Origin of the sequence: Bradyrhizobium oligotrophicum S58, from assembly GCF_000344805.1 — a bacterium.
GTDB classification, from domain to species: Bacteria; Pseudomonadota; Alphaproteobacteria; order Rhizobiales; family Xanthobacteraceae; genus Bradyrhizobium; species Bradyrhizobium oligotrophicum.
On sequence record NC_020453.1, the window covers coordinates 6,674,268 to 6,699,673 of the forward strand.

Consider the following 25,406-nt stretch of genomic DNA (forward strand, 5'->3'; position numbering starts at 1 on the left):
CCACTCAATCAAAGCCAAGAAGATCGAAGATGTCGCGGTCCTTCAGCGGCACCGCCTGCATCGGCTCGGCACCTGCGAGCAGCGAGGCTGCGAGGCGCAAGTACTCATTCTGCGCGCGCTCGACGTCGGGCGAAGCCTCCATCTCGAACAGCGTGCACTTCTTCAGGCGGCTCTTCCTGATGACGTCGAGATCGGGGAAGTGCGCCACCGTCTTCAGGCCGGCCCGCTCGTTGAACTTGTCGATCTGGTCGGTCGCGGCGCTGCGGTTGGCGATCACGCCGCCGAGCCGCACCGGATAGTTGCGCGACTTGGCCTGGATCGCGGCAACGATGCGGTTCATCGCGAAGATCGAGTCGAAATCGTTCGCAGCCACGATCAGCGCGCGGTCGGCGTGCTGCAAGGGCGCTGCGAAGCCGCCGCAGACGACGTCGCCGAGCACGTCGAAGATCACCACATCGGTGTCTTCGAGCAGATGATGCTCCTTCAGTAGTTTGACCGTCTGGCCGACGACATAGCCGCCGCAGCCGGTGCCGGCCGGCGGCCCTCCGGCCTCGACGCACATCACGCCGTTATAGCCCTGGTAGACGAAATCCTCGGGCCGCAGTTCCTCGGCGTGGAAATTGACCTGTTCGAGAATGTCGATGACGGTCGGCACCAGCCGCTTGGTGAGCGTGAAGGTGGAGTCGTGCTTGGGATCGCAGCCGATCTGCAGCACGCGCTTGCCGAGCTTGGACAGCGCCACCGAGAGGTTCGACGACGTCGTGCTCTTGCCGATGCCGCCCTTGCCGTACACCGAGAACACTTTTGCGGTGCCGATGACGACGTTCGGATCGAGCTGCACCTGCACACTGCCGGCCCCATCGGGGCGGCGCGGCGCCGTCGTCAACGGCGGTCTCAAGGTCACGTTCATGCGGCAACTCCCACGCCTTCGAGGCGATCTTCGAGTTCTTCACCGGCCTTGCGCAGCACGTCGAGCATGGCTGGGTCCGGGGTCCAGTAATTGCGCTCATGCGCCTCGATCAGACGGTTGGCGATCTTCGCCGACGCCGCCGGATTGAGCGAGGCGAGCCGCTCGCGCATCGCGGGGTCGAGCACGAAGGTCGTCGTGATCTGCTGATAGACCCAGGGCGCGACCTGGCCCGTGGTGGCCGACCAGCCGACCGTGTTGGTCACATGCGATTCGATCTGGCGCACGCCCTCATAGCCATGGGCGAGCAGCGCCTCGTACCATTTCGGATTGAGCGTGCGGGTGCGCGTCTCAAGCGCGACCTGCTCCGACAGGGTGCGCACCGTGCCCTCGCCGCGGGTCTGGTCGCCGATATAGACCGGCGCGGCCTCGCCCTTGGCGCGCTTCACCGCGCGGCTGATGCCGCCAAGCGTATCGAAATAATGATCGATCGTGGTGACGCCGAGCTCGACCGAATCGACGTTCTGGTAGGCGGCATCGACGCCGGCGAGCACATGGCCGAGCAGCGCATCGCGCCTGACAGGGCGGCCGTCGGTGCCGTAGGCAAAGCCCTTGCGGCGCGTATAGACGTCGGCGAGCTCGTCCTCGTCGGTCCAGGCGCCGCAATCGATCAGGTGGTTGACGTTGGCGCCATAGGCACCCTCGGCATTGCCGAACACGCGCAGCGCCGCGTCCGCAAGCTCGCCGCCATGCGCAGCCTGGAAGGCGAGCGCATGCTTGCGCACGTAGTTCATCTCGACCGGCTCGTCGGCCGACGCCGCAAGCAGCGCCGCCTCGGCGAGCAACTTGGTCTGCAACGGCATCAGGTCGCGAAAAATGCCCGAGAGCGTGATCACGACGTCGATGCGCGGCCGGCCCAGCCGCTCCAGCGGGATCAGATTCGCGCCGCAGAGGCGGCCGTAGCTGTCATGGCGCGGCTCGGCGCCCATCAGCCACAGCGCCTGCGCGATCGGCCCGCCCTCGGTCTTCAGATTGTCGGTGCCCCACAGCACCAGCGCGATCGTCTCCGGCAGCTTATGGCCCTCGCCGGCATGGCGGGCGAGCAGCCGCGCCACCTGGCGCTCGGCATCCTTGAGCGCGAACGCGCTGGGGATGCGGAACGGATCGAAGCCATGCAGGTTCCGTCCCGTCGGCAGCACGTCGGTATTCCGCAGCAGATCGCCGCCCGGAACGGGACGGATATAGCCGCCGTCGAGCGCGTGGACGATCGCCGGCGTCTCGCTATCGGTGGCGAGCAGCCGGTCGAGCTCGACGCGCTTCGCGGCATCGTTGATGCCGGCGAGGTCCAGCAGCTCGGCGCGTTGCGCCTGCAGCGGCGGTGCCCCGACGACATGCAGGCCATGCGGGATCAGCGAATATTCCAGCTCCAGCACGCTGGCGGACAGCGCCGCGATCCGCGCGTCGCGCTCGTCGCGCCACAGCGGCTCGGCCGCAGCGAGATCGACCGCCGCCGCCTGCGCCTGGATCAGCGCCGCGCTGTCACCCCTCACCTGCTCGGTCGCATCCGGTGACAGATTGCGCCAGGCATCCAGCGAGGCCTTCAGGTCTGCCAGGCCCTTGTAGAGGCCGGCACTGGTGATCGATGGCGTGAGATAGCTGATCAGGGTGGCGCCGCCGCGGCGCTTGGCCAGCGCGCCCTCGGACGGATTGTTGGACGCGTAGATGTAGAAGTTCGGCAGGTCGCCGATCAGCCGCTCCGGCCAGCATTCGGCTGAGAGACCGGCCTGCTTGCCCGGCATGAATTCCAGCGCGCCATGGGTGCCGAAATGCAGCACGGCGTGGGCACGGAAATCCTCGCGCAGCCAGCGGTAGAACGCCGCGAACGCATGCGTCGGCGCGAAGCTGTGCTCGAACAAGAGCCGCATCGGATCGCCTTCGTAGCCGAACGCCGGCTGCAGGCCGACGAACAAATTGCCGAACTGCTCGCCGAGCACCAGCAGGCTGGCGCCGTCGGTCTGATGGCGGCCGGGCGCCGGCCCCCATTGCTTCTCGATCTCGGCCAGATGACGCTCGCGCCGGACATGCTGATCGACGGAAATGCGCGCCGCGACATTGGCGACGGTGCCGAAGCGCTCGGCATTGCCCTTCAGAACGCGGGCGCGCAGCTCGTCCACGGTCTCAGGAACATCGATCGTGTAGCCGGACGCGCTCAGCGAGGTCATCACGTTATGCAGCGACTCGAACACTGACAGATACGCCGCAGTGCCGGCGCTGCCGCCATTCGGCGGGAAATTGAACAGCACCACGCCGAGCTTCCGCTCCGCCCGCTCGGAGCGGCGCAGCTCGACGAGCTTGGCGACGCGGGCAGAAAGCTGCGCCGCGCGCTCCGGCAGCGAGGCCATGTCGCGGCCGGAATCGGCCAACGCCGAGCGACCGCCGAACACGGTCGGGCCGACGGCACCGTCGAGCTCGGGAATCGCGACCATCATGGTAGCTTCGACCGGCGTCAGCCCGCGCGCATCGTCGTGCCACTGCTCGACGGTCTGGAATTCCAGCGGATGCGCGGCGATCAGCGGCACATCGAGCCCGGCCATCACGTCTTCAGCGGCGCGCGCATCGTTGTAGGCGGGACCGCCGACCAGCGAGAATCCGGTGAGCGAGATCACGGCATCGACCGTGGCGACGCCGTCCCTCTGGAAGTAGCGTTCGATGGCGGGACGCGAGTCGAGGCCACAGGCGAACACCGGCACGACCGCGAGCCCGCGCGCCTCCAGCGCCGAGATCACACCATCATAATGCGCGGTGTTGGCGGCCAGCAGATAAGAGCGCATCAGGATCACGCCGATGCGGCCGACCGCCTTGGCCGGTGCCGGCAATTGGTCGGCGCGCTCGACGATCCGCTGCGGCAGCCGCGGATGATAGAGGCCGACATCCGGATAGGTCACCGGCTCGGCCGCATTCGTCTTTCCACGCAGCACGGCGCGCGGGCCGTCGGCATAGCGGCCGACCAGGAAGCGCACCAGGTTCGCAAAATTCTGCTCCGAGCCGGCGAGCCAATATTGCAGCGTGAGGAAGTAGGCGCGCAGGTCCTGTGCGGTGCCGGGGATGTAGCGTAGGAGCCGCGGCATCCGCTGCAGCATCTTCATCTGGCTCTGGCCGCTCGACGAGCCGGAACGGTTGCTGCCGCGCAGCCGCTTCAACAGGCCGAGCACGCCGGTGGCCGAGCCCGACATCGTCAGCTTGCCGAGCCGGGTCAGGCGTACCACCTCGCCCGCCGACAGGCAGCCGATCATGGCATCGCAGCGATCGCGGCGGGCCTGCAGCGCCGGCAGCACCGGCTGGATGTGATCCTCCATGAACAGCATGGTGGCGACGACGATGTCGCCGGTCGCGATGTCGTCCAGGCAATGCTGCAGGGCGTTCGGATTGCAGCCCCACTCGTCGGCCGCATGGACCTTGAGGTCGAGGCCCGGCAGCTCGGCCTGCAGCACGGCGCGCGCACGCAGAGCAGCCGAAGCGAGATGGCTGTCCATCGTCACGATCACCACCCGGATGGGTGTCTTGTCAGCGACCGAAATGCGCTTTGGCATCATACAAGGTCTCGAGTGTGATCAGGTTGACGTTGCGCTCGCGCGCGAACCGCTCAGTGTTGCGGCGCGCCTTGCCGCGAACGAAGAAGGGAATCTTGGTCAGCTCGCGCTCGGCGTCGGTGGCCCAAGCGAGTTCGGTGGCTGTGACAGTTTCGACCACGCGCAATTGCGGCTGCTGTGGCGCCGCCGGTGCGGCGCCGAGATGCGACGGCGCGTGATCGGCGAATTCGTGGTCCTCGCGGAACATGCCGAGCAGATGCTCTTCCAGGCCCATCATCAGCGGATGCACCCAGGTGTCGAACAGCACGTTGGCGCCTTCAAAACCCATCTGCGGCGAGTAGCGCGCGGGAAAATCCTGCACGTGGCACGGCGCCGAGATCACGGCGCAGGGAATGCCGAGGCGCTTCGCAATGTGGCGCTCCATCTGCGTGCCGAGCACCAGCTCGGGGCGCAACTCGCTGACGCGGGCTTCCACTTCGAGATAATCGTCGGTGATCAACGGCTCGACGCCATAGATCGCGGCGGCCTCGCGGATCTCGCGGGCGAACTCGCGGGCATAGGTGCCGAGGCCGACGACCTCGAAGCCGAGCTCCCGCGTCGCGACACGGGCCGCCGCCACTGCATGAGTCGCATCGCCGAAGATGAAGACGCGCTTGCCGGTGAGATAGGTCGAGTCGACCGAGCGCGAGTACCACGGCAGCCGGCTCTCGGTCCGCGCCAGCACGGGCGCGGCATCGACACCGGCGAGCGTAGCGACCTCGGCGATGAAGTCGCGCGTTGCGCCGACGCCGATCGGGATCGTGCGCGTATAGGGCTGGCCGAACTGGCGCTGCAGCCATTGCGCGGCGGTGGACGCGATCTCGGGATAAAGCACGATGTTGAAATCGGCCAGGGGAAGGCGGGCGAGATCGGCGGGCGTCGCGTTCCACGGCGCGACCACGTTGATCTCGATGCCGAGCTCCACAACCTGCCTGGTCACTTCCGCGAGGTCGTCGCGATGACGGAAGCCGAGCGCCGTCGGACCAAGCAGGTTGCAGACTGGACGGGCGCCTGCCTCCCTCTCACGGCGGGGGGAGCCATCAGCGGAAGACGCAGCCAACGCCCGTACAATCCGGTAGAACGTTTCCGAGGCGCCCCAATTCTCCTTGCGCTGATAGGCCGGCAATTCGAGCGGGATGACGGGAATAGGAAGCTTCAACGCCAAAGCGAGCCCGCCGGGATCATCCTGGATCAGCTCGGCGGTGCAGGAGGCGCCGACCAGCATCGCCTGCGGCTGGAAGCGCTCATAGGCCGCTCGCGCCGCGCTCTGCAGCAGATCCGCGGTATCGCCGCCGAGATCGCGCGCCTGGAAGGTGGTGTAGGTGACGGGCGGCCGGCGGTCACGGCGCTCGATCATCGTGAACAGGAGATCAGCGTAGGTGTCGCCCTGCGGCGCGTGCAGCACGTAGTGCACATCGCGCATCGCGGTCGCAATGCGCATCGCGCCGATGTGGGGTGGGCCTTCATATGTCCAGACCGACAGCTGCATCTCACACCGCCAATCTGGTTTGCCGCAGCAAGGGCCGCGCGAACAGCTCGGCGAGATCGCCGGCCTGCTCGAAACCCTGGATGGGCGTGAAGATCAGCTCGATCGACCATTTGGTGGTCAGGCCCTCGGCCTCCAGCGGATTGGCGAGACCAAGCCCGCAGACCACGAGATCCGGACGCGCGGCGCGGCAGCGATCCAGCTGGCGCTCGACGTCCTGGCCCTCGCTGAGGAGCGTGCCTTGCGACAGCAGCGTCAGTTCGGAGGCGAGATGCTCACGATGCAGATAGGGCGTGCCGACCTCGACCAGCTCCATGCCGATCTCGCGCGCCAGGAAACGCGCCAGCGGGATCTCGATCTGCGAATCCGGAAACAGGAAGACGCGCTTGCCGGCGAGCTGCGCGCGATAGCGCGCCAGCGCACGCTCGGCGCGCGCCTTGAGTGGCGCGATGGTGCGTTCGACATGGGCGCGCGAGACACCGAAAGCATCAGCGGCGGCTGCGAGCCAGAGCGCAGTGCCTTCGCCGCCAAGCGGAAATGGCGCTGCGATGCGGCGGCAGCCGCGCTCCTCGAGCGCACGCGCGGTATCGCCGAGGAACGGCTGCGCCAGCAGCACGCGCGTCTCCGGGCCGATCGCCGGTAATTCCGACGAGCGGCGCGGCGGCAGGAAGGCGACCTGGTCGATGCCGAGCGCGGCGAAGGTCCGCTTGAACTGATCTTCGACCACGTCGGCGAGTGCGCCGACGACGAGCAGCGACGGTCGCCCGCCGTTGTGAGCTGCGGGCAGCACCGGCACCAGCGATGCGAGGCAGGCATCCTCGCCTTGCGTGAACGTGGTCTCGATGCCGCTGCCGGAGTAGTTGAGCACGCGCACACCAGGCGAAAAGCGCTGCGACAGCCTTAGCGCCGCGCGCGACAGGTCGAGCTTGATCACTTCCGACGGGCACGAGCCGACCAGGAACAGCAGCTTGATCTCGGGACGGCGCGCCAGCAGCTGGTCGACGATGCGGTCGAGCTCGTCATTGGCGTCGACGAGGCCGGCGAGATCGCGCTCTTCCATAATCGCGGTGGCAAAGCGCGGCTCGGCGAAGATCATGACGCCGGCGGCCGATTGGATTAAATGAGCGCAGGTGCGCGAGCCGACGACGAGGAAGAACGCATCCTGAATTTTCCGGTGCAGCCAGACGATGCCGGTCAAGCCGCAGAACACCTCGCGCTGGCCGCGCTCGCGCAGCACGCCGTCCGGCGAAGGCGCTGATGTCACGGCACAGGCTTGCGCGGACATGCTCATGACACCCGCTCCGCACCAGCTTGCGCCATCGCCTGATCCTGCAGCCGCGCAGCGCGCAGCTTGAGCAGGAATTGCGCGGCATTGATCGCGTAGGAGGCATAGGCCGCGAGAACCAGCAGCATCTGCTGCCGAGCGCTGCCGATATGACCGATGATCGCGGCGAGGTAGGCCGTATGCAGCGCGATCACCAGCATCGAGAACACGTCCTCCCAGAAGAAGGCCGGTGCGAACAAATAGCGCCCGAACACGACCCGCTCCCAGATCGAGCCGGTGATCATGATGGTGTAGAGCAGCGCCGTCTTCAGAACGACGGAGGCGGTGGCGAGCCACAGGCCCTCGCCGGTCGCGAGATAGCGCGACACGAGTCCGAGGCTGATCAGGAAGACGAGAAACTGCAGCGGCGCGAGGATGCCCTGCACGAGGGTCCACGGCGTGGCATCCCGCCGGCGCTTTTCCTCTGGCGTGTAAAGCGGTTGCTGCTTTGCACGCAGCGCCGGCTCAGGTGTGAAGCAGAGCTGGCTCCACAGCGACGGATCAGTGGCAGATGTGAATTGGGCGTCACACGATGTGTAAAGATGATTTGACAACACCGGTGCCCAGTGATGCGATGACGGCAACCACAGGGGGATTTGTGGTGCACCGCACTCGGTCTGGTCAACGTTACGTTGTGCAGTTTGCAGGTGGCGCATCGCAAATCCCCGAGTGCGAGCCCGATGGGGAAACGCTAGACCCGGGCCCGAAGAGTGTCAATCAAAATTGACGTCAAATAATATTGACGCAACGAGTGACGTGCGCTCATATGGAGGGGAGGCGCTTATGACCGAGCTCAATGAGACAGTCCGATTTCCGCGAGCCCGCTTTCGGACGAAGCGTGGCCAAGCGGCGTTTCATCGGCACGCGGCATCACGCCTCAGCGTGCCGTTGCCGAGCACCCGCCATTCCGAGCTGAACGCCGCGATCGAAGCCGAGATCATTCCGCGGCTCGTGATGGCCCATGCGCCGGCGCTCGAACGCGTGCCGGCGATCATCACCGCAACCCAGCAGGAAGCCGCCGATTTCGCCGAGCTCGTGCTCGATGCAGACGACGGTCGTGCGGTGGCCTGCATCCAGTCGCATCGCGATCACGGCGAGACGCTGGAGCGGATCTATCTCGATCTCCTGGTGCCGACCGCCAATCATCTGCGCCATCTCTGGGCCGACGACGAGCGCGACTTCGCCGACGTCACGCTGGCGCTGTGGCGGCTGCAGCAGCTGCTTCGTCACTTCAGCGCGGCCTTCAGTGCCGAGCTCGCGGTCGCGCCGACCGGCCTGCGCGTGCTGCTGACCACGGCGCCGGGCGACAGGCGCGAGCTGGGGCACATGATGTTCGGCCTCGTGCTGGCGGGCGAGTTCTTCCGCCGCGACGGCTTCGATACCTGGATCGAGCCAGACACGGCGGATCGCGGCTTCGTCGATGCGCTCCGCACGCAGTGGTTCAACGTCGTCGAGTTCTTCGCCAACAGCGACAGGAAGCTCGACGATCTCGCCTCAAACATAAGGATGGTCCGGCGCGAGTCCTCCAACCAGGACATCGGCGTGCTGGTCTGCGGTCCTGCGTTCATTGAACGGCCTGAACTCGTTCTCCTGGTCGGCGGCGACGGTGTCGTCTCCGATCCGAGCAGAGAGGCTTCGCAAGCCCGGCACGTCGTCAGTCTTCTGACCGAACGGCGATAGCTGAGGGTGCAGTGAAGATGAATGCTGGAACGAGACTTGCCGCGCGAAGGCTCCTTGAGTGGGAGGACAACGGCGTTGGTGAGGGCGTTCAGAGCTCCGAAAGAGTCGCTTGGCGATCTCAATGCGGATGTCGCGGCCATGCTGGTGGCCGCAGCGTCCGACATTGCGCTCGCGCTCGACGCCGATGGCAACATCCAGGACCTGGCCTTTCAACAGGCCGGGCTGCCGCTTGAATTGAGCAACACAGACGAGTGGATCGGCCGATCCTGGCAAGCAACAGTGTCCGAGGAAAGCCAGACCAAGCCAGAGCTGCTGCTCGCCGAAGCCTCCCAGCGCAAGGTGTCGCGCTGGCGCGAGGTGCGCTATCCGGCCGCGCGCGGGCCCGACATTCCGATCCTGTTCGCGGTGGTGGCGATCAAGGGCGCGGCCCGCTTCATCGCGGTCGGCCGCGACGTACGCGCCACCGCCGCGCTCCAGCAGAAGCTGATCGAAGCCCAGGTCACGATCGAGCGCGACTACTCGCGCATGCGCAACGCCGAATCGCGCTACCGGATCCTGTTCCAGATCACCTCGGAGCCGGTGCTGATCATCGATGCGCTCACCCACCGCATCGTCGAGGCCAATCCGGCCGCTGCCGCCCTGCTCGACCACGGCGCCGCCAACCTGATCGGCAAGCTGTTTCCCGACGCGCTGTTGCTCGACGATACCGCCACTTCGCAATCGCTGTCGCTGGCGATCCGCTCGCAAGGCAAGATCGAGCGCGCCAAGGTCCGGCTCGACGGCGGCCGCGACTATCTGCTCGACGGCACCTTCTTCCGGCAGGACACCGCGTCGCTGTTCCTGCTGCGCTTCACGCCGCAGGGCTCGCAGCTTGCGATTCCGAAGGCCACCGACGTCAATACGCAGCTGGTGCAATTCGTCGAATCGGCGCCCGACGGCTTCGTCATCACCGACATGGACGGCCGGCTGCTGCACGCCAACGCCACCTTCCTGCAGCTTGCGCAAATCGAGAACATGCATCAGATCCTGGGCGAGACGATCGACCGCTGGATCGGCAAATCGGCGATCGACTTCTCGGTCATGCTGACCAATCTGCGCCAGCACGGCAGCGTCAAGCTGTTCTCCAGCGTCGTCCGCGGGGAGCACGGCTCTCCGGTCGACGTCGAGATCTCCGCCGCCACCGTCGGCGCGCCCGGCCAGTCCCGCCTCGGCTTCACCATCCGCAATGTCGGCCCGCGCATCTCCAGCGACGGCGGCGACCACGGCTATATCCCGCGATCGCGCGAGCAACTCGCCGAGCTGATCGGCCGCGTGCCGCTCAAGGAGCTGGTGCGCGAGACCACCGACGTGATCGAGCGGATGTGCATCGAAACCGCGCTCAAGCTCACCGGCGACAACCGCGCCACTGCCGCCGAGATGCTCGGCCTCAGCCGCCAGAGCCTGTACGTCAAGCTGCGACGCTACGGCCTGGCCGAGCCGAGCGAAGAAGACAGTCAGTTGGAATAGCCGCAGTTGGAATAGCCGCAGTTCGAACAGTTGAAAGAGTTGCAATGACCGACATCACGCCCGTCCCGCTCGCGCCAAGGCTTCCTTCAAGGCTTCATCCCGCGGCCGTTCTCGAGCTGTTGAAGCCGATCACCTGGTTTCCACCGATCTGGGCGTTCGGCTGCGGCGTGGTCTCGTCAGGCGCGCCGCTGGCGCCGCGCTGGCCGACCGTGATCGCGGGCCTCGTGCTCGCGGGTCCGATGGTGTGCGCCACCAGCCAGGCGGTCAACGATTGGTTCGACCGCCATGTCGATGCGATCAACGAGCCCGGCCGGCCGATTCCCTCGGGCCGCATTCCAGGCCGCTGGGGCCTGTACATCGCGCTGATCTGGACGGTTCTGTCGCTCGGCGTCGCCACTTTGCTCGGCACTTGGGGCTTTGCCGCAGCGGCATTGGGCCTGGCGCTCGCGTGGGCCTATAGCGCGCCGCCGATCCGGCTGAAGCAGAACGGCTGGTGGGGCAACAGCGCCGTCGGCCTCTGCTACGAAGGCCTGCCCTGGATCACGGCAGCAGCGATCATGAGCGAAGAGGCGCCGTCCTGGCAGGTGCTTTCGATCGCGCTGCTCTACAGCGCCGGCGCCCATGGCATCATGACCCTGAACGACTTCAAGTCGATCGCCGGTGATCGCGTCAGCAATGTCCGCTCGCTGCCGGTGATGCTCGGCGCCGAGCGCGCCGCTCGCCTCGCCTGCATCACGATGGCGCTGGCGCAATGCGCCGTGCTTGCGCTGCTGGTGGCCTGGAGCCGTCCGGCGCATGCAGCGATCGTCGCGGCGTTGATCGCGGCCCAGCTGGTGCTGATGCGGCGGCTGATGACGAACCCGCGCGAGCTCGCGCCCTGGTACAACGGGACCGGCGTGCTGCTTTACGTGCTGGGCATGCTGGTGACGGCGTTCGCGCTGGCGGGGCTGGTGGCATGACGCAGATGAACGCGGCCTCGCCTGCTCCGCTCTCCTGGTTCGGCATCGTCAGGCTCGGCCTGGTGCAGACCGCGCTTGGCGCTGTCGTCGTGCTGACGACCTCGACGCTCAATCGGGTCATGGTGATCGAGCTGGCGCTGCCGGCGATGATCCCCGGTCTTCTGGTCGCGATCCACTATGCGATGCAGGTGCTGCGGCCGTGGCTCGGCCACGGCTCCGATGTCGGCGGCCGGCGCTTCGCCTGGATCGTCGGCGGCATGGCCGTGCTCGCGGCGGGTGGCCTGCTGGCCGCGGCCGCCACGGCATTGATGGCGAGCCATCTCGCTCTCGGCCTAGTGATCGCGGTGATCGCCTTCATCATGATCGGCATCGGCGTCGGCGCCGCCGGCACCTCTCTGCTGGTGCTGCTCGCCAAGCGCACCGCGCCGGCGCGGCGCAGCGCCGCGGCCTCGATTGCCTGGATCATGATGATCACCGGCTTCATCGTCACCACGGCGGTGGCCGGCAAGGCGCTCGACCCTTTCTCGGGCGAGCGGCTGATGCTGGTGTCGGGCACGGTCTCGGCGATCGCCATGGTGCTGACGCTGCTCGGCGTCTGGGGCATCGAGCAGCCCGACCTCTCTCCTGACACGAGCTCCGCCACCGCCGAGCGGTCGGGCTTCATGGACGACTTCCGTGAGATCTGCCGGGAGCCGCAGGCGCGGCGCTTCGCGATCTTCATCTTCGTGTCGATGCTGGCCTACAGCGCGCAGGACCTGATCCTGGAGCCGTTCGCCGGCAGCGTATTCGGCATGACGCCAGGGCAGACCACGCAGCTGTCATCCGTGCAGCACATGGGCGCGCTGATCGGCATGATCCTCATGCCGGCGATGGCGAGCCTGCACAACGACTGGCGGACACGGCCGCAGCCCTGGATCATCGGCGGCTGCCTCGCCTCAGCGCTGGCGCTGCTCGGCCTCGTCGGCGCCGCGACGGTGGGCCCCGCCTGGCCATTGCGCGCCTCGGTGCTGCTGCTCGGCATCACCAACGGCGTCTACGCGATCGCGGCGATCGGCGCGATGATGAACATGGTGAGCGAAGGCCGTGACAATCGCGAGGGCACCCGCATGGGCCTGTGGGGCGCCTCGCAGGCGATCTCGTTCGGCATCGGCGGCTTCGTCGGCACCGCGGCGGCCGACGCCGCGCGCCATCTGTTGCCATCGACCGCATCCGCCTACGGCGCGGTGTTCGCCGCCGAAGCCGCGTTGTTCGTCCTCTCCGCCTGGCTCGCCATCTGGATCAAGCGTCCGCGCGAGCAGACATCGACGCTGGCAGCGCAGCCGGCCAATTTAGGAGCCTGACCGATGAGCCACTCCTCCGGCAAGGAGACGTTCGACGTCGTGATCGTCGGCGGCGGCCCGGCCGGCGCCACCGCGGCGAATGACCTGGCCCGCCGGGGCCACCATGTGCTGCTGCTCGATAGAGCCGGCCGCATCAAGCCGTGTGGCGGCGCCATCCCGCCGCGGCTGATCGCCGAATTCGAGATCCCGGGCCATCTGCTGGTGGCACGGATTTCCGCTGCTCGCATGGTGTCGCCGAGCAACAAGGACGTCGACATGCCGATCGACGGCGGCTTCGTCGGCATGGTCGATCGCGAGCATTTCGACGAATGGCTGCGCACGCGCGCCGTTGAGGGCGGCGCGATCCGCCGCACCGGCACGTTCAGCGCGCTCACCCGCGAAGCCGACGGCACGGCCGTTGTCAGCTACGAGCGCCGCCTGGACGACGGCCGTCTGCAGCAGAACAGCGTGCGGGCGCGCGCCGTGATCGGCGCCGACGGGGCGGTGTCCGCGGTCGCGCGCCGGTGCATCCCCGCAGCCAGCGAGATGCGCTACGTGTTCGCCTATCACGAGATCATCCGCTCGCCCGCTCCCCACCATCCGGTGTTCGACGCGACCCGTTGCGACGTCGTCTATCGCGGTCAGTTGTCGCCGGACTTCTACAGCTGGGTGTTTCCGCACGGACCGACCACCAGCATCGGGACGGGAAGCGCCTGCAAGGGGTTCTCGCTGCGCGGCTCGGTGGCCGAGTTCCGCAAGGCTGCGGCGCTCGACGATCTGGAGACCATCCGCCGCGAAGGCGCGCCGATTCCGTTGAAGCCGCTGTCGCGCTGGGACAATGGCCGCGACGTCGTGCTCGCCGGCGATGCCTCGGGCGTGGTCGCCCCGGCCTCCGGCGAAGGCATCTATTACGCCATGGCCGGCGGCCGCGCCGCTGCCGATGCCGTGGCTTTGTTCCTGAAGACCGGCAATGCCGCGGCACTGGCTTCAGCGCGCCGCAGCTTCATGCGCCAGCATGGCGCTGTGTTCTTCATCCTCGGCCTGATGCAGCGCTACTGGTACTTGAACGACGCCCGCCGCGAGCGCTTCGTCGCGATCTGCCGGGACAAGGACGTGCAGCAGCTGACCTGGGACGCCTACATGAACAAGGCGCTGGTGCGCGCCAAGCCGCTGTCGCATGTGCGGATCTTCTTCAAGAACATCGCGCATTTGACCGGGCTTGCGCGGGCGGCGTAGCGGTTCACGCGATGGATGAGCTGTTTCGCAGCCCACATCTGGTCGACCTGATCCTGGCGGTGGTCGCAGTGGAGTTGGTTGCCGTGACATTGATCTGGCAGCGGCGCCGTCGCGGCATCAGCCCGCGCGCGCTGCTGCCGAATCTGCTGGCCGGCGTGTTCCTGCTGCTGGCGCTGCGTTGCGCGCTGACCGGTGCGCCATGGTTCTGGCTCGCAGGATGTCTCGCCGCGTCCGGCGTCGCCAACGCCGCCGATCTCCGGCAGCGCTGGCGATGAGAGTCCGGCCGAGCCGGCTCACTTCTTCTCGGAGAACGTCTTCAGATACGCGATGACGTCCTTGCGCTGCTGCTCGTTGGCGAGCTTGAACACCATCTTGGTCGAGCCGGTAGCCTGATCCGCCTTGCCCTTCTCGGTCAGGAATTTCTTCAGGAATGCGCTGGGATCGACCAGGTATTCGAAGATGTTGTCATCGGTCCAGACCAGCCCGGCCTCGCCGGCATGCCTGTTGAGATCGGAATACGCAAAACCGGGATAGGTCCCCGTCGGGCGCCCGACCACGCCGGTCAGGACCGGCCCCACCGCATTCTTCGCCTCGGGCCCGATGCGGTGGCAGGTCATGCACTGCTTGAAGACCTGTTCGCCCTTTGCAGCGTCGCCACCGTCCAGCGCCCAGGCCGCGCCTGCCGACGTGGCGATCACAACCGCCGCAACCAAACTCGATCTCAGCATATGCATCCTCCGGATTTTCTGTTTTCATTCGTCCACACGATCGATCCTTACAATTATCAGTGTCATGCATACTTGTCATTCTCGGGCTTGCGGGAACTGGGTGAATAAGTCGCAGTTCGAACATGCAATAGGCGCAGGAGTACCGACGAGGCCTGGCTGCCCGGAAATAGGCCTTGACAGTGAAGGCGCTGCGTGGACTAACGACATCATCAAGACTCTCAATACGTTAGCCGGATGCGGCGCAACACCTTCAAAATGCGCGCCAAAACAACGAGCCGCGATCCTGTGAGCGTCTCCAACGGGTGCCACGACCATGGCCGAGTTTCACGGTCCACGACCCGACGTGACATTGCTGCTCGACATGGACGGCGTGATCCGTGAGGCGACGCTGTCGCCCAACATGTCCAGTGAGAATGTCGACATCTGGCTCGGCCGCCCCTGGTCCGAGATCGTCGATGATGCGAGCGAGAAGATCGAACGCATCATGCAGGACACCAAACGGACCGGCATTTCCGCGTTCCGCCAGATCACGCAGCGCTTCCCGAGCGGCCTCGAACTGCCGATGGAATTCACCACCGTGCTGCTCGGCGGCCGCGCCGGCATGCTGGCGATCGGCAAGAACCTCCAGGCCGTCGCCGAGCTGCAGGCCCGGCTGATCTCGGCCCAGCAGACCATCGAGCGCGACTACTGGAAACTGCGCGAGATCGAAACCCGCTACCGGCTCGTGATCGAGGATTCGAACGAGGCCGTGCTGCTGACCAAGGTCTCCGATCTGCGCATCGTCGAGGCCAACCGGACGGCGGCGGCCGCGCTCGGCGTGTCCGGACGGCGCCGGGACAATCTGGTCGGTCGCGAGTTCCTGCAGGAGATCCCGCCCAAGGACCGCGAGCCGGTGGAGCTGATGCTGAGGCGCGTCCGCGACCAGGGCAAGGCGCCGGGCATCGTGATCCATGTCGGCGAGGATGCTGCGCCGTGGATGCTCCGGGGCTCGCTGATGACCAGCGAGACCGCGCCAATGTTCCTGCTGCAGATGGCGCCGATCGGCAAGGCCGCGCAGCCCGGTCCGCTGCCGGACGATCCGGAAGGGCTGATCGACAACCTTCCCGATGCGGTCATCAACATTGACGGCCACGGTGCCATCAAGCGCGCAAATCGTGCCTTCCTCGAGCTGGTCGAGGTCGGCTCGAAAGAGGCCCTGATCGGCGAGAAGCTGAGCCGCTGGTTGACACGTCCCGGTGCCGACCTCTCGGTGCTGATCTCGAATGTCGAGCGCCATGGAACCGTTCGGCTGCTCTCCACCACGATCCAGGGCGAGCTCGGCAGCGAAACGGAGGTCGAGATCTCAGCTGCGGCGCACGGCCTGGACGGCCAGCGCCGGATCGGCCTCGTATTGCGCAACGTGGCCAGGCGGTTGTCGCCGACCTCCGAGCATGACAATCTGCGGGTCGCGCTGGCGGGCATCAACGAATCGGTCGGCAAGACACCGCTGCGCGATCTGGTGAGAAGCACGGTCGAAGTCGTTGAACAGCACTACGTCCGCGCCGCACTCGAGCTTGCCAACGGGAACCGGACATCGGCTGCCGAAATTCTCGGACTCAGCCGTCAGAGCCTTTACGCCAAGCTCGATCGGTATAATCTCAGCCAACCAGAAGGAAGCGACGAGGAAACCGAAAAGGGGAGCTAGTTGCCAGTTTCGCTGACAACGCCGGCCTTCGGCCACGCTACTCTTGCGGATTGCGAGCGTGAACAGATTCATCTCGCCGGCTCGATCCAGCCGCATGGCATTCTGCTGGCGGTCAAGGAGCCCGACAATATCGTCATCCAGGCCAGCACCAACGCGGCGGCCTTCCTCAACACCAGCTCCGTGGTCGGACGCCCCTTGCGCGATCTCGGCGGTGATGTCGCACTGCAGATCCTGCCCCATCTCAACGGCCCGCTGCACCTCGCGCCGATGACCCTGCGATGCACCGCCGGCTCGCCGCCGCGCCGGGTCGACTGTACGATTCACCGGCCCTCGAATGGCGGGCTGATCGTCGAATTGGAGCCGGCGACGAGGACGACCAACATCGCACCCGCTCTGGACGGCGCCTTCCACCGCATCACCTCGGCATCCTCGCTGCTCGGCCTGTGCGACGAGACCGCGACCATCTTCAGGGAGATTGCCGGCTACGACCGCGTCATGGTCTATCGCTTCGACGAAGAGGGCCATGGCGAGGTGCTGTCGGAGCGCCGGCGCCCGGATCTCGAGGCGTTTCTCGGCAACCGCTACCCGGCCTCCGACATTCCGCAGATCGCGCGCCGGCTCTACGAGCGCAACCGCGTGCGCCTGCTGGTCGACGTCAACTACATGCCGGTGCCGCTGCAGCCGCGGATCTCGCCGCTCAATGGCCGCGACCTCGACATGTCCCTGAGCTGCCTGCGCAGCATGTCGCCCATTCATCAGAAATATCTACAGAACATGGGCGTCGGCGCGACGCTGGTGTGCTCGCTGATGGTCAGCGGCCGGCTCTGGGGGCTGATCGCCTGCCATCACTACGAGCCGCGCTTCGTGCCGTTCGACATCCGCGCCGCGGGCGAAGCGCTGGCCGAGACCTGCGCGATCCGGATCGCGGCGCTGGAGAGCTTTGCCCAGAGCCAGTCCGAGCTCGTCGTCCGCCGGCTGGAGCAACGGCTGGTCGAGGCGGTGTCGCGCGACGGCGAGTGGCAGGCGGCGCTGTTCGACGGCTCGCAATCGCTGCTGCAGCCTCTCGGCGCGAGCGGCGCGGCGCTGCTGTTCGAGGGCCAGGTCACGACCGCCGGCGACGTTCCCTCGACGCAGCGCATCCGCGACCTCGCCGCGTGGCTCGATCGCCGGCGCCAGACGCCGGGAGCGGCCCCCGAGGAGTTGACCGCGACCAGCTCGCTGACGCTCGATGAGCCGTCCTTTGCTGACATCCGCGCGATCGCCAGCGGCTTGATCGCCGCGCCGCTGTCGGCGAGCGAGGGCGAGTATCTGTTGTGGTTCAGGCCCGAGCAGATCAGGACCTTGACCTGGGGCGGCGACCCGCTCAAGGCCGTCATCATCGGCGATGATCCGTCCGACCTGTCGCCGCGCCGCTCTTTCGCGAAGTGGCACCAGTTGGTCGAAGGCAAGTCCGAGCCGTGGTCGGCGGCGGAGCTCGCTTCGGCCCGGGCGGTCAGCGAGACCGTCGCCGACGTCGCGCTGCAGCTGCGCTCGGTGCGCATGGTGATTGCACAGGACCAGCTCGCCACGATCAGCGCCCAGGTGCTGCGCTCGGAGCAGCCGGTCATCATCGCCGACGTCGAGGGCCGCATCCTGCTCATGAACGAAGCGTTCGAGCAGCAGCTGCGCGCCTCGCATCCGCACATTCCGCATCTGCGCGATCTCGGCAGCTACTGCACGGCGCCGGCGGAATTCCGCGCCAATCTCGACGACCTCATGCGCAACAAGCGCAGCTGGCGTGGCGAGCTGACGCTGACGGGCGGCACCTCGCCGCAGCGGCCGTTGATGGTGCGGGCCGATCCGGTGATCGCCCCGCATGACCGCGTGCTTGGCTTCGTGCTGATCTTCTCCGACCTGACCGAACGCAAGACCGCCGAAGCGGCGCGGGCGCGCTTTCAGGAGGAGATCGATGGCGCGCGCCGGCCGAGCCTGCGGCTCGATCAGAGCGCCAGCCTGATCTACAAGGAGCTGGCCGCCTCCACCGTCGAGAATGCCCAGCTCGCCGCCCTCGAAGTGACGCACGGCGCACAGGCCGGCAGCATGCCGGAGATGCTGGAGAGCATCCGCAATTCAACGGCGCGGACGCTGGAGATCCTGGAGCACCTGGTGTGGTATCGCTCGCAGAGCGAGGAGTGAGGGTGGGAGCGCGGTGGCGTCGTTGGCCAATCCGAGACCGAGCGCTTTGACTACGTAGCTCACACTTCGACGATATGGATCGATATCTCACCCCGCTCGCGGTCTACTCCCCTCGCCCTCTTGCAGGGAGAGGAGCCGACCGTCGCCAGCGGAACACTCGACTGCAACGCGGTGTCACGCCGGACCACATCGTTGATGCACGAGATCGATATGAGCCTGGACGCCGGCTGCCTCAGCCAGCAAGCCCCGCCGCCTGCTGCAGCGCTTGCGACAGCGTGATGTTCAGCTGGAAGGCGATGGCCGCTTCCTCGATGACTGCGTCATGCTCGGCCATGGCGGCGCCCGCCTGCTCGAGCGCGACGCGGTAGTCGTCCTTGAAACGCGGGATGTCGGAGATCTCGGGAAACTCGTAGAACGACAGCGCCTCGGGCGGCAGAGCGAGCGTGCGCGCAAGGATTTTCTTGATGATCTGACCGCCGCTGAGATCACCGAGATAGCGCGTGTAAGCATGCGCCAGCAACGGATGGCCCGAGCCGGATCCCGCCTCACGGATCGCATTGAGATAGACGATTGCTTCGGGCAGCAGCGGCAGATCGGTCGCATCGAGCTGTGCAAGATCGGCCCTGAGCGCAGCACTGCGATGCAGCTCCGGCCGCACGATGAGACCTGTGACTGGAGAAGCCGCATGGCGTTCCAGCTCGGCTTCGAGCGCCTCATAGACCGGCAACAGACTGCGCAACAACAGCGCGTAGGACTGCACCGTACCACGACCACGCAGCAGCTCGGCGACGATGCCGGTCCGCTCCGCGGTGACGTGGAGCGCCTTGGTCCGTTCGCGCATGGCCTCCAAAAGAGAGGCCGGACGCGTAATGCGCCCGGCCATCTCGACTTGATCCGATTCGACTCTGTCCAACATCTCATGCCCTGCGGGATTTCAGCGCGGCGGCGCCAGCCCGTGTTTCACGCCCCAGTCGAACCAATTGTCGACCACGGTGCCCGACAGTAGGATACCGATGCCACCGGTCAAGGTGGTCAGCACGGCAAACCACCAGGCCCAGCGATGGATGGACTCGGCGGTCGCATTGAAACCCATGGTCCAGCGCCAGAACAGTGCACCGCGCTCGAAGGCTGTCCCGCGGTCGACGATCTGCTCGAGCTCCCGCTCGCCGCCGTAACGGCTGATGGCGAGCACCGTCGCACCATGCATCGCGAACAGCAGCGCCGACCCGTACAGGAAGGCGATCGAGAGCATGTGGAACGGATTGTAGAACAGGTTCCCGTGGGTGATGGAGAAGTTGTTGGTCCAGTCGAGGTGCGGGAAGATGCCGAACGGCACCGCCTCGCTCCAGCTCCCCATCAGGATCGGCCGGATGAAGCCGAGCACCAGATAGAGCCAGATCGCCGATGCGAACGCCCACGACACATGCGTGCCGAGACCGAGCGCCCGGGCGCGGCGATACGTGCGCGCCCACCACAACAGGATCGACGACGTCAGGAAGAAGCCGGCCATCAGCCACCAGCCGCCCTCCTGCAGCGGCGGGAAGATCTGCAGGCCGTATTCCGGCGCCGGCGGCTGCAGCGACAGCCACGGGAACTGGCGGATGAACTCAAGCGGGCTCCAGTTCACCGAAGCCAGCATGTTGAGACCGATGATCTCGATCGCAACGAAGCCGGACATCAGCGAGGCGAGGCCGAGGAAACCGAGATAGACCGGCCCGACCTGGGCGTCGCCGAGCTTGCCGAACCAGTAGTTGAAGCTGCCCTTGCCGAGCCGCTCCCAGACGCCGGGCTCGATCGGGATGCCCGGATAGATCGCGCTGCGAACTTGGATCTGCGTGAAGATGTTCTGGTATTGGGCCATGACGACCTCCCCCTTCAACTCATTGCGGCGACCAGATCGGAACCCTGCGCCACCAGTCCCACCAATCCGACCAGGCATTGCCTTCGGGCATGAGCCAGGCGGGACCGGAGATGACGATGCAGACGGCGCTGAAGAACACGGCCGACAGTGCCAGGAACAGACCGATCCGGTGGATGCCAAGCGTGCCGACGGAATAGCCGATCAGATCACGAAACATCGTGTTCTCGTGCTCTGGCGACTTCATTTCCTCGCCCCGCCCCGGATTGCTGGCCGAGAGGATCAGTCCGCCGTGCAAAGCGAGCGCGAGACACGTCGTGAAGAAGAACGTGATCGCGATCATGTGCGCGGGATTGTAGTGGAAGTTGCCGAACTGATAGCCGGTGTTCGACACCCAATCGAGATGGGTGATGATGCCGTAGGGGAACGCGTAGCTCCACGACCCCATCAGCACCGGACGGATCACCTCCAGCGTGAAATAGGCAAAGATCGCAAAGCCGAACGCGAACGGCACGTGGTAGCCGATCGCGAGCTTGCGGCAGATCTCGACCTCGCGCAGCGCCCATGAGACGAACGCGCCGAGTGCGCACACCGTGATGAGTTGCCAGAACCCGCCCTCGGTGAGCGGCGCGAACGACAGCCCGTATTTGGCGTCGGGCGGATTGATGCTGATCTGCCAGAGATTCCAGGTCGGTCCGAGCGCGGTGGCATAGAGGATCAGCGCCACGCCGACGAAGGTGAAGAAGATCGTCGTCACGCCGAAGAAGCCGACATAGAACGGCCCGATCCAGAAATCGAAGAGATCGCCGCCGATCAACGTGCCGCCGCGGACGCGGTATTTTCGTTCAAAGCTGAGCATTGCCATCGGTCCTGCCTCCGCTGCCCGTCGCTCGATATGCCGAGATGTCGTGTCGTACGGTTCATCGTGTCGCATGATCGCGAACTCCGGGGAGTCCGGAGCGCGAAGATTTGGGAAGCGGGCGAGCAAGGTCTGCCGCCGAGCGATCGCCCGCTTCCCATTTGCTGATGCCGAAGCCCTAGGTGAGCTTCACCGGCGTGACCGGAGCGGAGATCGACGACGTCTTCGCCGCACGAGGTCCTTCCAGCCAGTTGAACCGGTTCGTGCTGAGCAGGATGAAGTGAATCACCAATGCCAGTCCGAACAGGAAAACCCCGAGAGCCACGAGAACCCTGCGCGGATCGAACAACAACCACAAGCGCCACATAGTTTTCTCCTTTCGGTCAGGTCAGGTAGGAGAGCACGATATTGGCGTAGTGGGTTGCCCCATCCATCGCCGCCTTGTAGCCGGTCGGCCCGGGCAGCCAAGGACGCCACATCCAGGCGAGAATGTGGGCGACGATCGCAACCGCCGTGAAGACCACAAAGCTCGTCATGAAGATGCTATGGAATTCCCTCGCCTCCGATTCGGTCAGCCCCGACAGAGAGCCTCCCTTGTTTGGTACGTCCACCATAGTGGTACCTCCTGGTGTTGGCCTTTCGGCCGGATGCCGCTCACTGTCGCAAGCGGCGTCGAAGCGCCATCCCGTCGCCGGGGTGACATCCATGCGGCGAGCCGCACGAATTCCTTGCAAGCCTCAGAGAGCGAACTGACAGCTCTCGAACTCAAAGTCCCATGAAGGACGAGGTCGCGCAGTTCGCGGCCTTGATCCTCGCCTCGCCAAAGATCGCGCCGAGCGGCGCGGGCCGGTGGCCTGACATCACCGAGCCGATCCTGCGCAACACGCCCTCGACCATCAGCACGACGAAGCACACCGCGTAGACCAGGAGATAGTCGATCCGCTCGCGCGCTCTCGGCGCGACGTCACGATCCATGCGCTCGTATAACGACATCGTCCTCTCCCTCTCCGCCTCATCCCCGTTGCGTTACGCGGCCTGGCCCGTTGCGAGCTGCGACCGCGCACGCGCGAGAACGTCCTCCGTCACCTTGTCCAACCCAGCCTGGCGCGCACCGCGTTCCGCCGCGTCGCGCAGCCGCTTGGCCGCCGATATCCGCACCAGCACCGGCTGGGTCTCGATGATCTGATCGAGTGCGAGCTTGGCGCCGTCATCCCATGGCAATTCACGCTCGAGCCGCGCCGGCGTTGCCGCGATCTGGTCGAGCTGCGTGGCGAGCGGCAGGATGTTGAACAGCGCATCGAACAGCGCGTTGCAGACCTCCTGCACGACGTAGGTCGCCCCCGCATAGCCCATGAACGGCGTGCCGGTGTGGCGGCGGATCACCGTGCCCGGGAACGAGGCCGGGATGTAGATCGCGCGGTTGCCGGCTTCCGCCGCGTACATGCGTTCGTTGTAGCTGCCGAACAGCACCAGCGGCGGCCGCTCGTGGATCTGCTTGCGGATCGCATCATTGTCCGTCTTGGCACCGGCGCAGCGCGCGATCGCGAAGCTGCAGGGCAACCCGAGCTCAGTCTCCAGGAAATTGCGCAGACCTCGCGCGTAAGTCTCGGAGGCGACGACGCCGAAGCTCGCGGTGCCGAAGAAGTCCTGCGTCACCGAGCGCCAGAGGTCCCACACCGGCTTGATCGTGGTGTGCTTCTCGCGCGTGATGAACGGCTCGGGATCGAGGCCGAGCATCTCGCCCAGCGTGCGCAGGAATTTCGTCGTCGAATGCAGCCCGATCGGCGCCTGCAGATAGGGCCGCTCCAGCGTCTCGCACAGCAGCCGGCCGAACTCTCTGTACATGCAGACGTTGACGTCAGCATTCACGAGCTTGGGCACGTCGGCGAGATGGCTGCCGAGCGGGAACACCATATTGATCTCGGCACCGATGCCCTCGACCAGACGGCTGATCTCGGCGAGATCCGACGGCGTGTTGAAGGTGCCGTAGATCGGACCGATGATGTTGACGCGCGGCTTCTCGCCGTCCTGGCGCGGCTTGCGCGCCGGGATCTTGCGCAGGCCCCATTCGCTCCACAGCCAGCTCAGCGCGCGGTTCGCGCTCTGCCACTGGTCCTCGTCGATCGTGCGTGGCAGGAAGCGCTTGATGTTGGAGCCTTCGGGCGTGACGCCGCCGCCGATCATCTCGGCGATCGAGCCGGTGACGACGACCGCGGGCAGATCGGGATCGAGCGCGCGGCGGGCGCGCTTCATCGCCTGCTCGGTGCCCTTCTGGCCGAGTTCATCCTCGCCAAGCCCGGTCACGACGATCGGCAGTTCGTGCGGCGGCAGTCCATCGGTGTAGTGCAGCACCGAGGTCACAGGCAGATTCTCGCAGCCCACGGGGCCGTCGATGATCACCTGCAGGCCCTTGATCGCGGTGAACGCGTAGACGGCACCCCAATAGCCGCCGGCGCGATCGTGGTCGAGGATCAGCATCACACCATCTCCTCGGACTTGCGCGCCTTCGCCTGCGCCGCGACCGCCTTGCGGAATTTGTCGCGGAATTCCGGACGCGCAATCGGCGCGCCCTGCCACACGCCCGCAGTGTCACCCTCGCCGACACCTTCGAAGAACTCGCGCATCTCGTCGAACCGCGCCTTGCCACCGATCGCCGCATTGACGACCTGCGCCAGCGAGCCGGCGCCGGAGACGCCGAACAGCGGCCGTGCCGAAATCAGATTGGTGAAGTACAGCGACGGGATCGCGCGTGCCTTGGCCTTCTGCACCACCGGCGTGGTACCGATCGCGAGATCCGGCGCGAACTCGTCAACTGCCGCGAGATCCTGCTCCAGCGAGGCACGGTACTGCACGCGCACGCCGCGGCTCTCGAGCCAAGCACAGTCGGCCTCCGACCAGCGCGTGCGCGGACAGGCCGTGCCGACATAGCGCAGATCGGCGCCGCTCTCGACCAGCAGACGCCCGACCAGCAGCTCCGAGCCTTCGTAGCCCGACAGCGTGATGCGGCCGCGAATGGGGGTCGCCGCGAGCACGGCGCGGATCGCAGGCAGCGCCGCGTTCTTCGCCGCATCGATCTGCGCACGGCCGACGCCGCAGACTTGGCCGATCGCTTCCAGCCAATCCGCAGTCCCGTCGCAGCCGACCGGCGCCGAGCCGATGATGGGACGGCCGGCCGTCTCGAACTCGCGGATCGAGGCCGTGTAGAACGGATGGATCGCCGCGACCGCCGCGCAGTCGAGCGCGCCATACAGCTCGCGCCATTCGCGCGTCGGCACCGTGGGACCCGCGGCAAGACCGAGCGGCGCCAGCAGCATGCCGATGCCGACCGGATCGGCCGGAAACATCTCCCCGAGCAAGGTGATGGTCGGCTTGTCGCCGCGCGGCGCACGCGGCGCCTGCACCGGCCCCTGCTCCGCCTCGCGGCGCGCGTAGTTCAGCATCGCGCCAGCCAGCACGTCCTTGGCCTCGGCATGGGTCGGAACCCCAAAACCCGGCACGTCGATGCCGATGATGCGGACACCGTTGATCTCCTTCGGCAGGATCTGCAGCGGCACGCCCGACGCGGTGGGAACACAGAGATTGATGATCACGACGCAGTCGTAGTTGGCGGGATCGGCGAGCTTGAACACGGCCTCGCGGATGTCCTCGAACAGCTTTCCGGTGACCAGCGTCTCCGAATTGAACGGGACGTAGCCGACACTGCGCCGCGCGCCGTAGAAGTGCGAAGTGAAGGTCAGGCCATAGACGCAGCAGGCCGAGCCCGACAGCACGGTCGCGGTGCGGCGCATGCGCAAGCCGACGCGCAGCGAGCCGAACGCCGGGCACATGCTCTGCGGCTGATCATGCGGTCCCGCCGGATAGTCGGCGGCGTAGCGGGCGAGCAGCTCGCTCTTGCCGGCGGCATCGGCCGCTCTCTTGAGCTCGGCCTTGCCGGCGTGGCAGCCGAGCGCCTCCGGCTGCGCCGGCACGCTGGCCGCGGCGCCGGTCTGCGCGCTGATTGCCTGATGGACCACCGCATCGCTCATTGCACTAGATTCCGCTGCTCGGCACGCGCCC

The 25,406-nt window shown here is 66.4% G+C and carries 22 protein-coding genes; 8 read left to right on the forward strand and 14 right to left on the reverse strand.

Going from position 1 to position 25,406, the window contains the following annotated elements:
• Positions 1-4 precede the first annotated feature (4 nt).
• From bchL to bchF, 5 genes are read right to left on the reverse strand one after another with little or no spacing between them, the layout of a single operon-like run.
• Complete coding sequence (gene bchL / locus S58_RS28885; RefSeq protein ID WP_015668959.1) at positions 5-910, reverse strand: ferredoxin:protochlorophyllide reductase (ATP-dependent) iron-sulfur ATP-binding protein; 906 nt, start codon at positions 908-910, stop codon at positions 5-7.
• A complete protein-coding gene (locus S58_RS28890) occupies positions 907-4,497 on the reverse strand; it encodes a magnesium chelatase subunit H (RefSeq protein WP_042340993.1) in 3,591 nt (1,196 codons plus the stop codon). The genes bchL and S58_RS28890 overlap by 4 nt, the downstream gene beginning before the upstream one ends.
• A complete protein-coding gene (gene bchB / locus S58_RS28895) occupies positions 4,472-6,025 on the reverse strand; it encodes a ferredoxin:protochlorophyllide reductase (ATP-dependent) subunit B (RefSeq protein ID WP_015668961.1) in 1,554 nt (517 codons plus the stop codon). The genes S58_RS28890 and bchB overlap by 26 nt, the downstream gene beginning before the upstream one ends.
• A gap of 1 nt (position 6,026) precedes the next feature.
• Complete coding sequence (locus S58_RS28900; protein ID WP_377812137.1) at positions 6,027-7,307, reverse strand: ferredoxin:protochlorophyllide reductase (ATP-dependent) subunit N; 1,281 nt, start codon at positions 7,305-7,307, stop codon at positions 6,027-6,029.
• A 2-nt stretch (positions 7,308-7,309) separates the two neighbouring features.
• Complete coding sequence (gene bchF, locus S58_RS28905; protein ID WP_015668963.1) at positions 7,310-7,900, reverse strand: 2-vinyl bacteriochlorophyllide hydratase; 591 nt, start codon at positions 7,898-7,900, stop codon at positions 7,310-7,312.
• 328 nt (positions 7,901-8,228) lie between these two features.
• Between bchF and S58_RS28910 the strand changes: the two genes are divergently transcribed.
• From S58_RS28910 to S58_RS28935, 6 genes are all read left to right on the forward strand, one after another.
• Complete coding sequence (locus S58_RS28910; RefSeq protein WP_015668964.1) at positions 8,229-9,026, forward strand: cobalamin B12-binding domain-containing protein; 798 nt, start codon at positions 8,229-8,231, stop codon at positions 9,024-9,026.
• Between the two features lie 138 nt (positions 9,027-9,164).
• Positions 9,165-10,532 carry a transcriptional regulator PpsR gene (gene ppsR, locus S58_RS28915; RefSeq protein ID WP_015668965.1) on the forward strand — a complete coding sequence of 456 codons (1,368 nt, stop codon included), beginning with the start codon at positions 9,165-9,167 and terminating at the stop codon, positions 10,530-10,532.
• 44 nt (positions 10,533-10,576) lie between these two features.
• Positions 10,577-11,491 carry a chlorophyll synthase ChlG gene (chlG, locus tag S58_RS28920; protein WP_015668966.1) on the forward strand — a complete coding sequence of 305 codons (915 nt, stop codon included), beginning with the start codon at positions 10,577-10,579 and terminating at the stop codon, positions 11,489-11,491.
• Between the two features lie 5 nt (positions 11,492-11,496).
• Positions 11,497-12,831 (forward strand): BCD family MFS transporter, encoded by a 1,335-nt coding sequence (locus S58_RS28925; RefSeq protein ID WP_015668967.1) that lies wholly within the window; start codon positions 11,497-11,499, stop codon positions 12,829-12,831.
• Positions 12,832-12,834: 3 nt separating this feature from the next.
• Positions 12,835-14,046 carry a geranylgeranyl diphosphate reductase gene (locus S58_RS28930; protein WP_015668968.1) on the forward strand — a complete coding sequence of 404 codons (1,212 nt, stop codon included), beginning with the start codon at positions 12,835-12,837 and terminating at the stop codon, positions 14,044-14,046.
• 11 nt (positions 14,047-14,057) lie between these two features.
• Positions 14,058-14,321 carry a hypothetical protein gene (locus S58_RS28935; RefSeq protein ID WP_015668969.1) on the forward strand — a complete coding sequence of 88 codons (264 nt, stop codon included), beginning with the start codon at positions 14,058-14,060 and terminating at the stop codon, positions 14,319-14,321.
• A gap of 18 nt (positions 14,322-14,339) precedes the next feature.
• Here the strand turns inward: S58_RS28935 and S58_RS28940 are convergent, their stop codons facing one another.
• Positions 14,340-14,771 carry a c-type cytochrome gene (locus S58_RS28940; protein WP_377812136.1) on the reverse strand — a complete coding sequence of 144 codons (432 nt, stop codon included), beginning with the start codon at positions 14,769-14,771 and terminating at the stop codon, positions 14,340-14,342.
• A gap of 316 nt (positions 14,772-15,087) precedes the next feature.
• Between S58_RS28940 and ppsR (S58_RS28945) the strand changes: the two genes are divergently transcribed.
• Entirely contained in the window at positions 15,088-16,458 is a 1,371-nt protein-coding gene (ppsR, locus tag S58_RS28945) for a transcriptional regulator PpsR (protein WP_015668971.1), read from the forward strand.
• Positions 16,459-18,633, forward strand: a complete 2,175-nt coding sequence (locus tag S58_RS28950) for a GAF domain-containing protein (RefSeq protein ID WP_015668972.1) — start codon at positions 16,459-16,461, stop codon at positions 18,631-18,633.
• A 232-nt stretch (positions 18,634-18,865) separates the two neighbouring features.
• Here S58_RS28950 and S58_RS28955 read toward each other — a convergent pair whose 3' ends face one another.
• The 8 genes from S58_RS28955 to bchY all read right to left on the reverse strand — a co-directional run bounded on the left by S58_RS28955 (position 18,866) and on the right by bchY (position 25,375).
• Positions 18,866-19,549: a biliverdin-producing heme oxygenase gene (locus S58_RS28955; protein WP_042340285.1), complete on the reverse strand. Its 684-nt coding sequence runs from the start codon at positions 19,547-19,549 to the stop codon at positions 18,866-18,868.
• Between the two features lie 18 nt (positions 19,550-19,567).
• Positions 19,568-20,494 (reverse strand): photosynthetic reaction center subunit M, encoded by a 927-nt coding sequence (gene pufM / locus S58_RS28960; RefSeq protein ID WP_015668974.1) that lies wholly within the window; start codon positions 20,492-20,494, stop codon positions 19,568-19,570.
• 19 nt (positions 20,495-20,513) lie between these two features.
• Positions 20,514-21,356 (reverse strand): photosynthetic reaction center subunit L, encoded by an 843-nt coding sequence (gene pufL, locus S58_RS28965; protein WP_042340286.1) that lies wholly within the window; start codon positions 21,354-21,356, stop codon positions 20,514-20,516.
• 172 nt (positions 21,357-21,528) lie between these two features.
• Complete coding sequence (pufA, locus tag S58_RS28970) at positions 21,529-21,717, reverse strand: light-harvesting antenna LH1, alpha subunit (protein ID WP_006615514.1); 189 nt, start codon at positions 21,715-21,717, stop codon at positions 21,529-21,531.
• A gap of 16 nt (positions 21,718-21,733) precedes the next feature.
• Positions 21,734-21,964: a light-harvesting antenna LH1, beta subunit gene (gene pufB / locus S58_RS28975; RefSeq protein ID WP_015668976.1), complete on the reverse strand. Its 231-nt coding sequence runs from the start codon at positions 21,962-21,964 to the stop codon at positions 21,734-21,736.
• Between the two features lie 151 nt (positions 21,965-22,115).
• Complete coding sequence (locus S58_RS28980) at positions 22,116-22,343, reverse strand: hypothetical protein (protein WP_015668977.1); 228 nt, start codon at positions 22,341-22,343, stop codon at positions 22,116-22,118.
• 33 nt (positions 22,344-22,376) lie between these two features.
• Positions 22,377-23,828 (reverse strand): chlorophyllide a reductase subunit Z, encoded by a 1,452-nt coding sequence (gene bchZ, locus S58_RS28985; RefSeq protein WP_015668978.1) that lies wholly within the window; start codon positions 23,826-23,828, stop codon positions 22,377-22,379.
• A complete protein-coding gene (gene bchY / locus S58_RS28990) occupies positions 23,828-25,375 on the reverse strand; it encodes a chlorophyllide a reductase subunit Y (RefSeq protein WP_015668979.1) in 1,548 nt (515 codons plus the stop codon). The genes bchZ and bchY overlap by 1 nt, the downstream gene beginning before the upstream one ends.
• Between the last annotated feature and the right edge of the window lie 31 nt (positions 25,376-25,406).

Coding starts and splice junctions, on each gene's coding strand:
- S58_RS28955 (WP_042340285.1), bottom strand. CDS start 19,549: ATGTTGGACAGAGTCGAATCGGATCAAGTCGAGATGGCCGGGCGCATT.
- ppsR (WP_015668965.1), top strand. CDS start 9,165: ATGCTGGTGGCCGCAGCGTCCGACATTGCGCTCGCGCTCGACGCCGAT.
- pufL (WP_042340286.1), bottom strand. CDS start 21,356: ATGGCAATGCTCAGCTTTGAACGAAAATACCGCGTCCGCGGCGGCACG.
- S58_RS28980 (WP_015668977.1), bottom strand. CDS start 22,343: ATGTCGTTATACGAGCGCATGGATCGTGACGTCGCGCCGAGAGCGCGC.
- bchZ (WP_015668978.1), bottom strand. CDS start 23,828: ATGCTGATCCTCGACCACGATCGCGCCGGCGGCTATTGGGGTGCCGTC.
- S58_RS28935 (WP_015668969.1), top strand. CDS start 14,058: ATGGATGAGCTGTTTCGCAGCCCACATCTGGTCGACCTGATCCTGGCG.
- S58_RS28925 (WP_015668967.1), top strand. CDS start 11,497: ATGAACGCGGCCTCGCCTGCTCCGCTCTCCTGGTTCGGCATCGTCAGG.
- S58_RS28930 (WP_015668968.1), top strand. CDS start 12,835: ATGAGCCACTCCTCCGGCAAGGAGACGTTCGACGTCGTGATCGTCGGC.
- pufM (WP_015668974.1), bottom strand. CDS start 20,494: ATGGCCCAATACCAGAACATCTTCACGCAGATCCAAGTTCGCAGCGCG.
- bchB (WP_015668961.1), bottom strand. CDS start 6,025: ATGCAGCTGTCGGTCTGGACATATGAAGGCCCACCCCACATCGGCGCG.
- chlG (WP_015668966.1), top strand. CDS start 10,577: ATGACCGACATCACGCCCGTCCCGCTCGCGCCAAGGCTTCCTTCAAGG.
- bchY (WP_015668979.1), bottom strand. CDS start 25,375: ATGAGCGATGCGGTGGTCCATCAGGCAATCAGCGCGCAGACCGGCGCC.
- ppsR (WP_015668971.1), top strand. CDS start 15,088: ATGGCCGAGTTTCACGGTCCACGACCCGACGTGACATTGCTGCTCGAC.
- pufA (WP_006615514.1), bottom strand. CDS start 21,717: ATGTGGCGCTTGTGGTTGTTGTTCGATCCGCGCAGGGTTCTCGTGGCT.
- bchL (WP_015668959.1), bottom strand. CDS start 910: ATGAACGTGACCTTGAGACCGCCGTTGACGACGGCGCCGCGCCGCCCC.
- S58_RS28900 (WP_377812137.1), bottom strand. CDS start 7,307: ATGTCCGCGCAAGCCTGTGCCGTGACATCAGCGCCTTCGCCGGACGGC.
- S58_RS28890 (WP_042340993.1), bottom strand. CDS start 4,497: ATGCCAAAGCGCATTTCGGTCGCTGACAAGACACCCATCCGGGTGGTG.
- pufB (WP_015668976.1), bottom strand. CDS start 21,964: ATGGTGGACGTACCAAACAAGGGAGGCTCTCTGTCGGGGCTGACCGAA.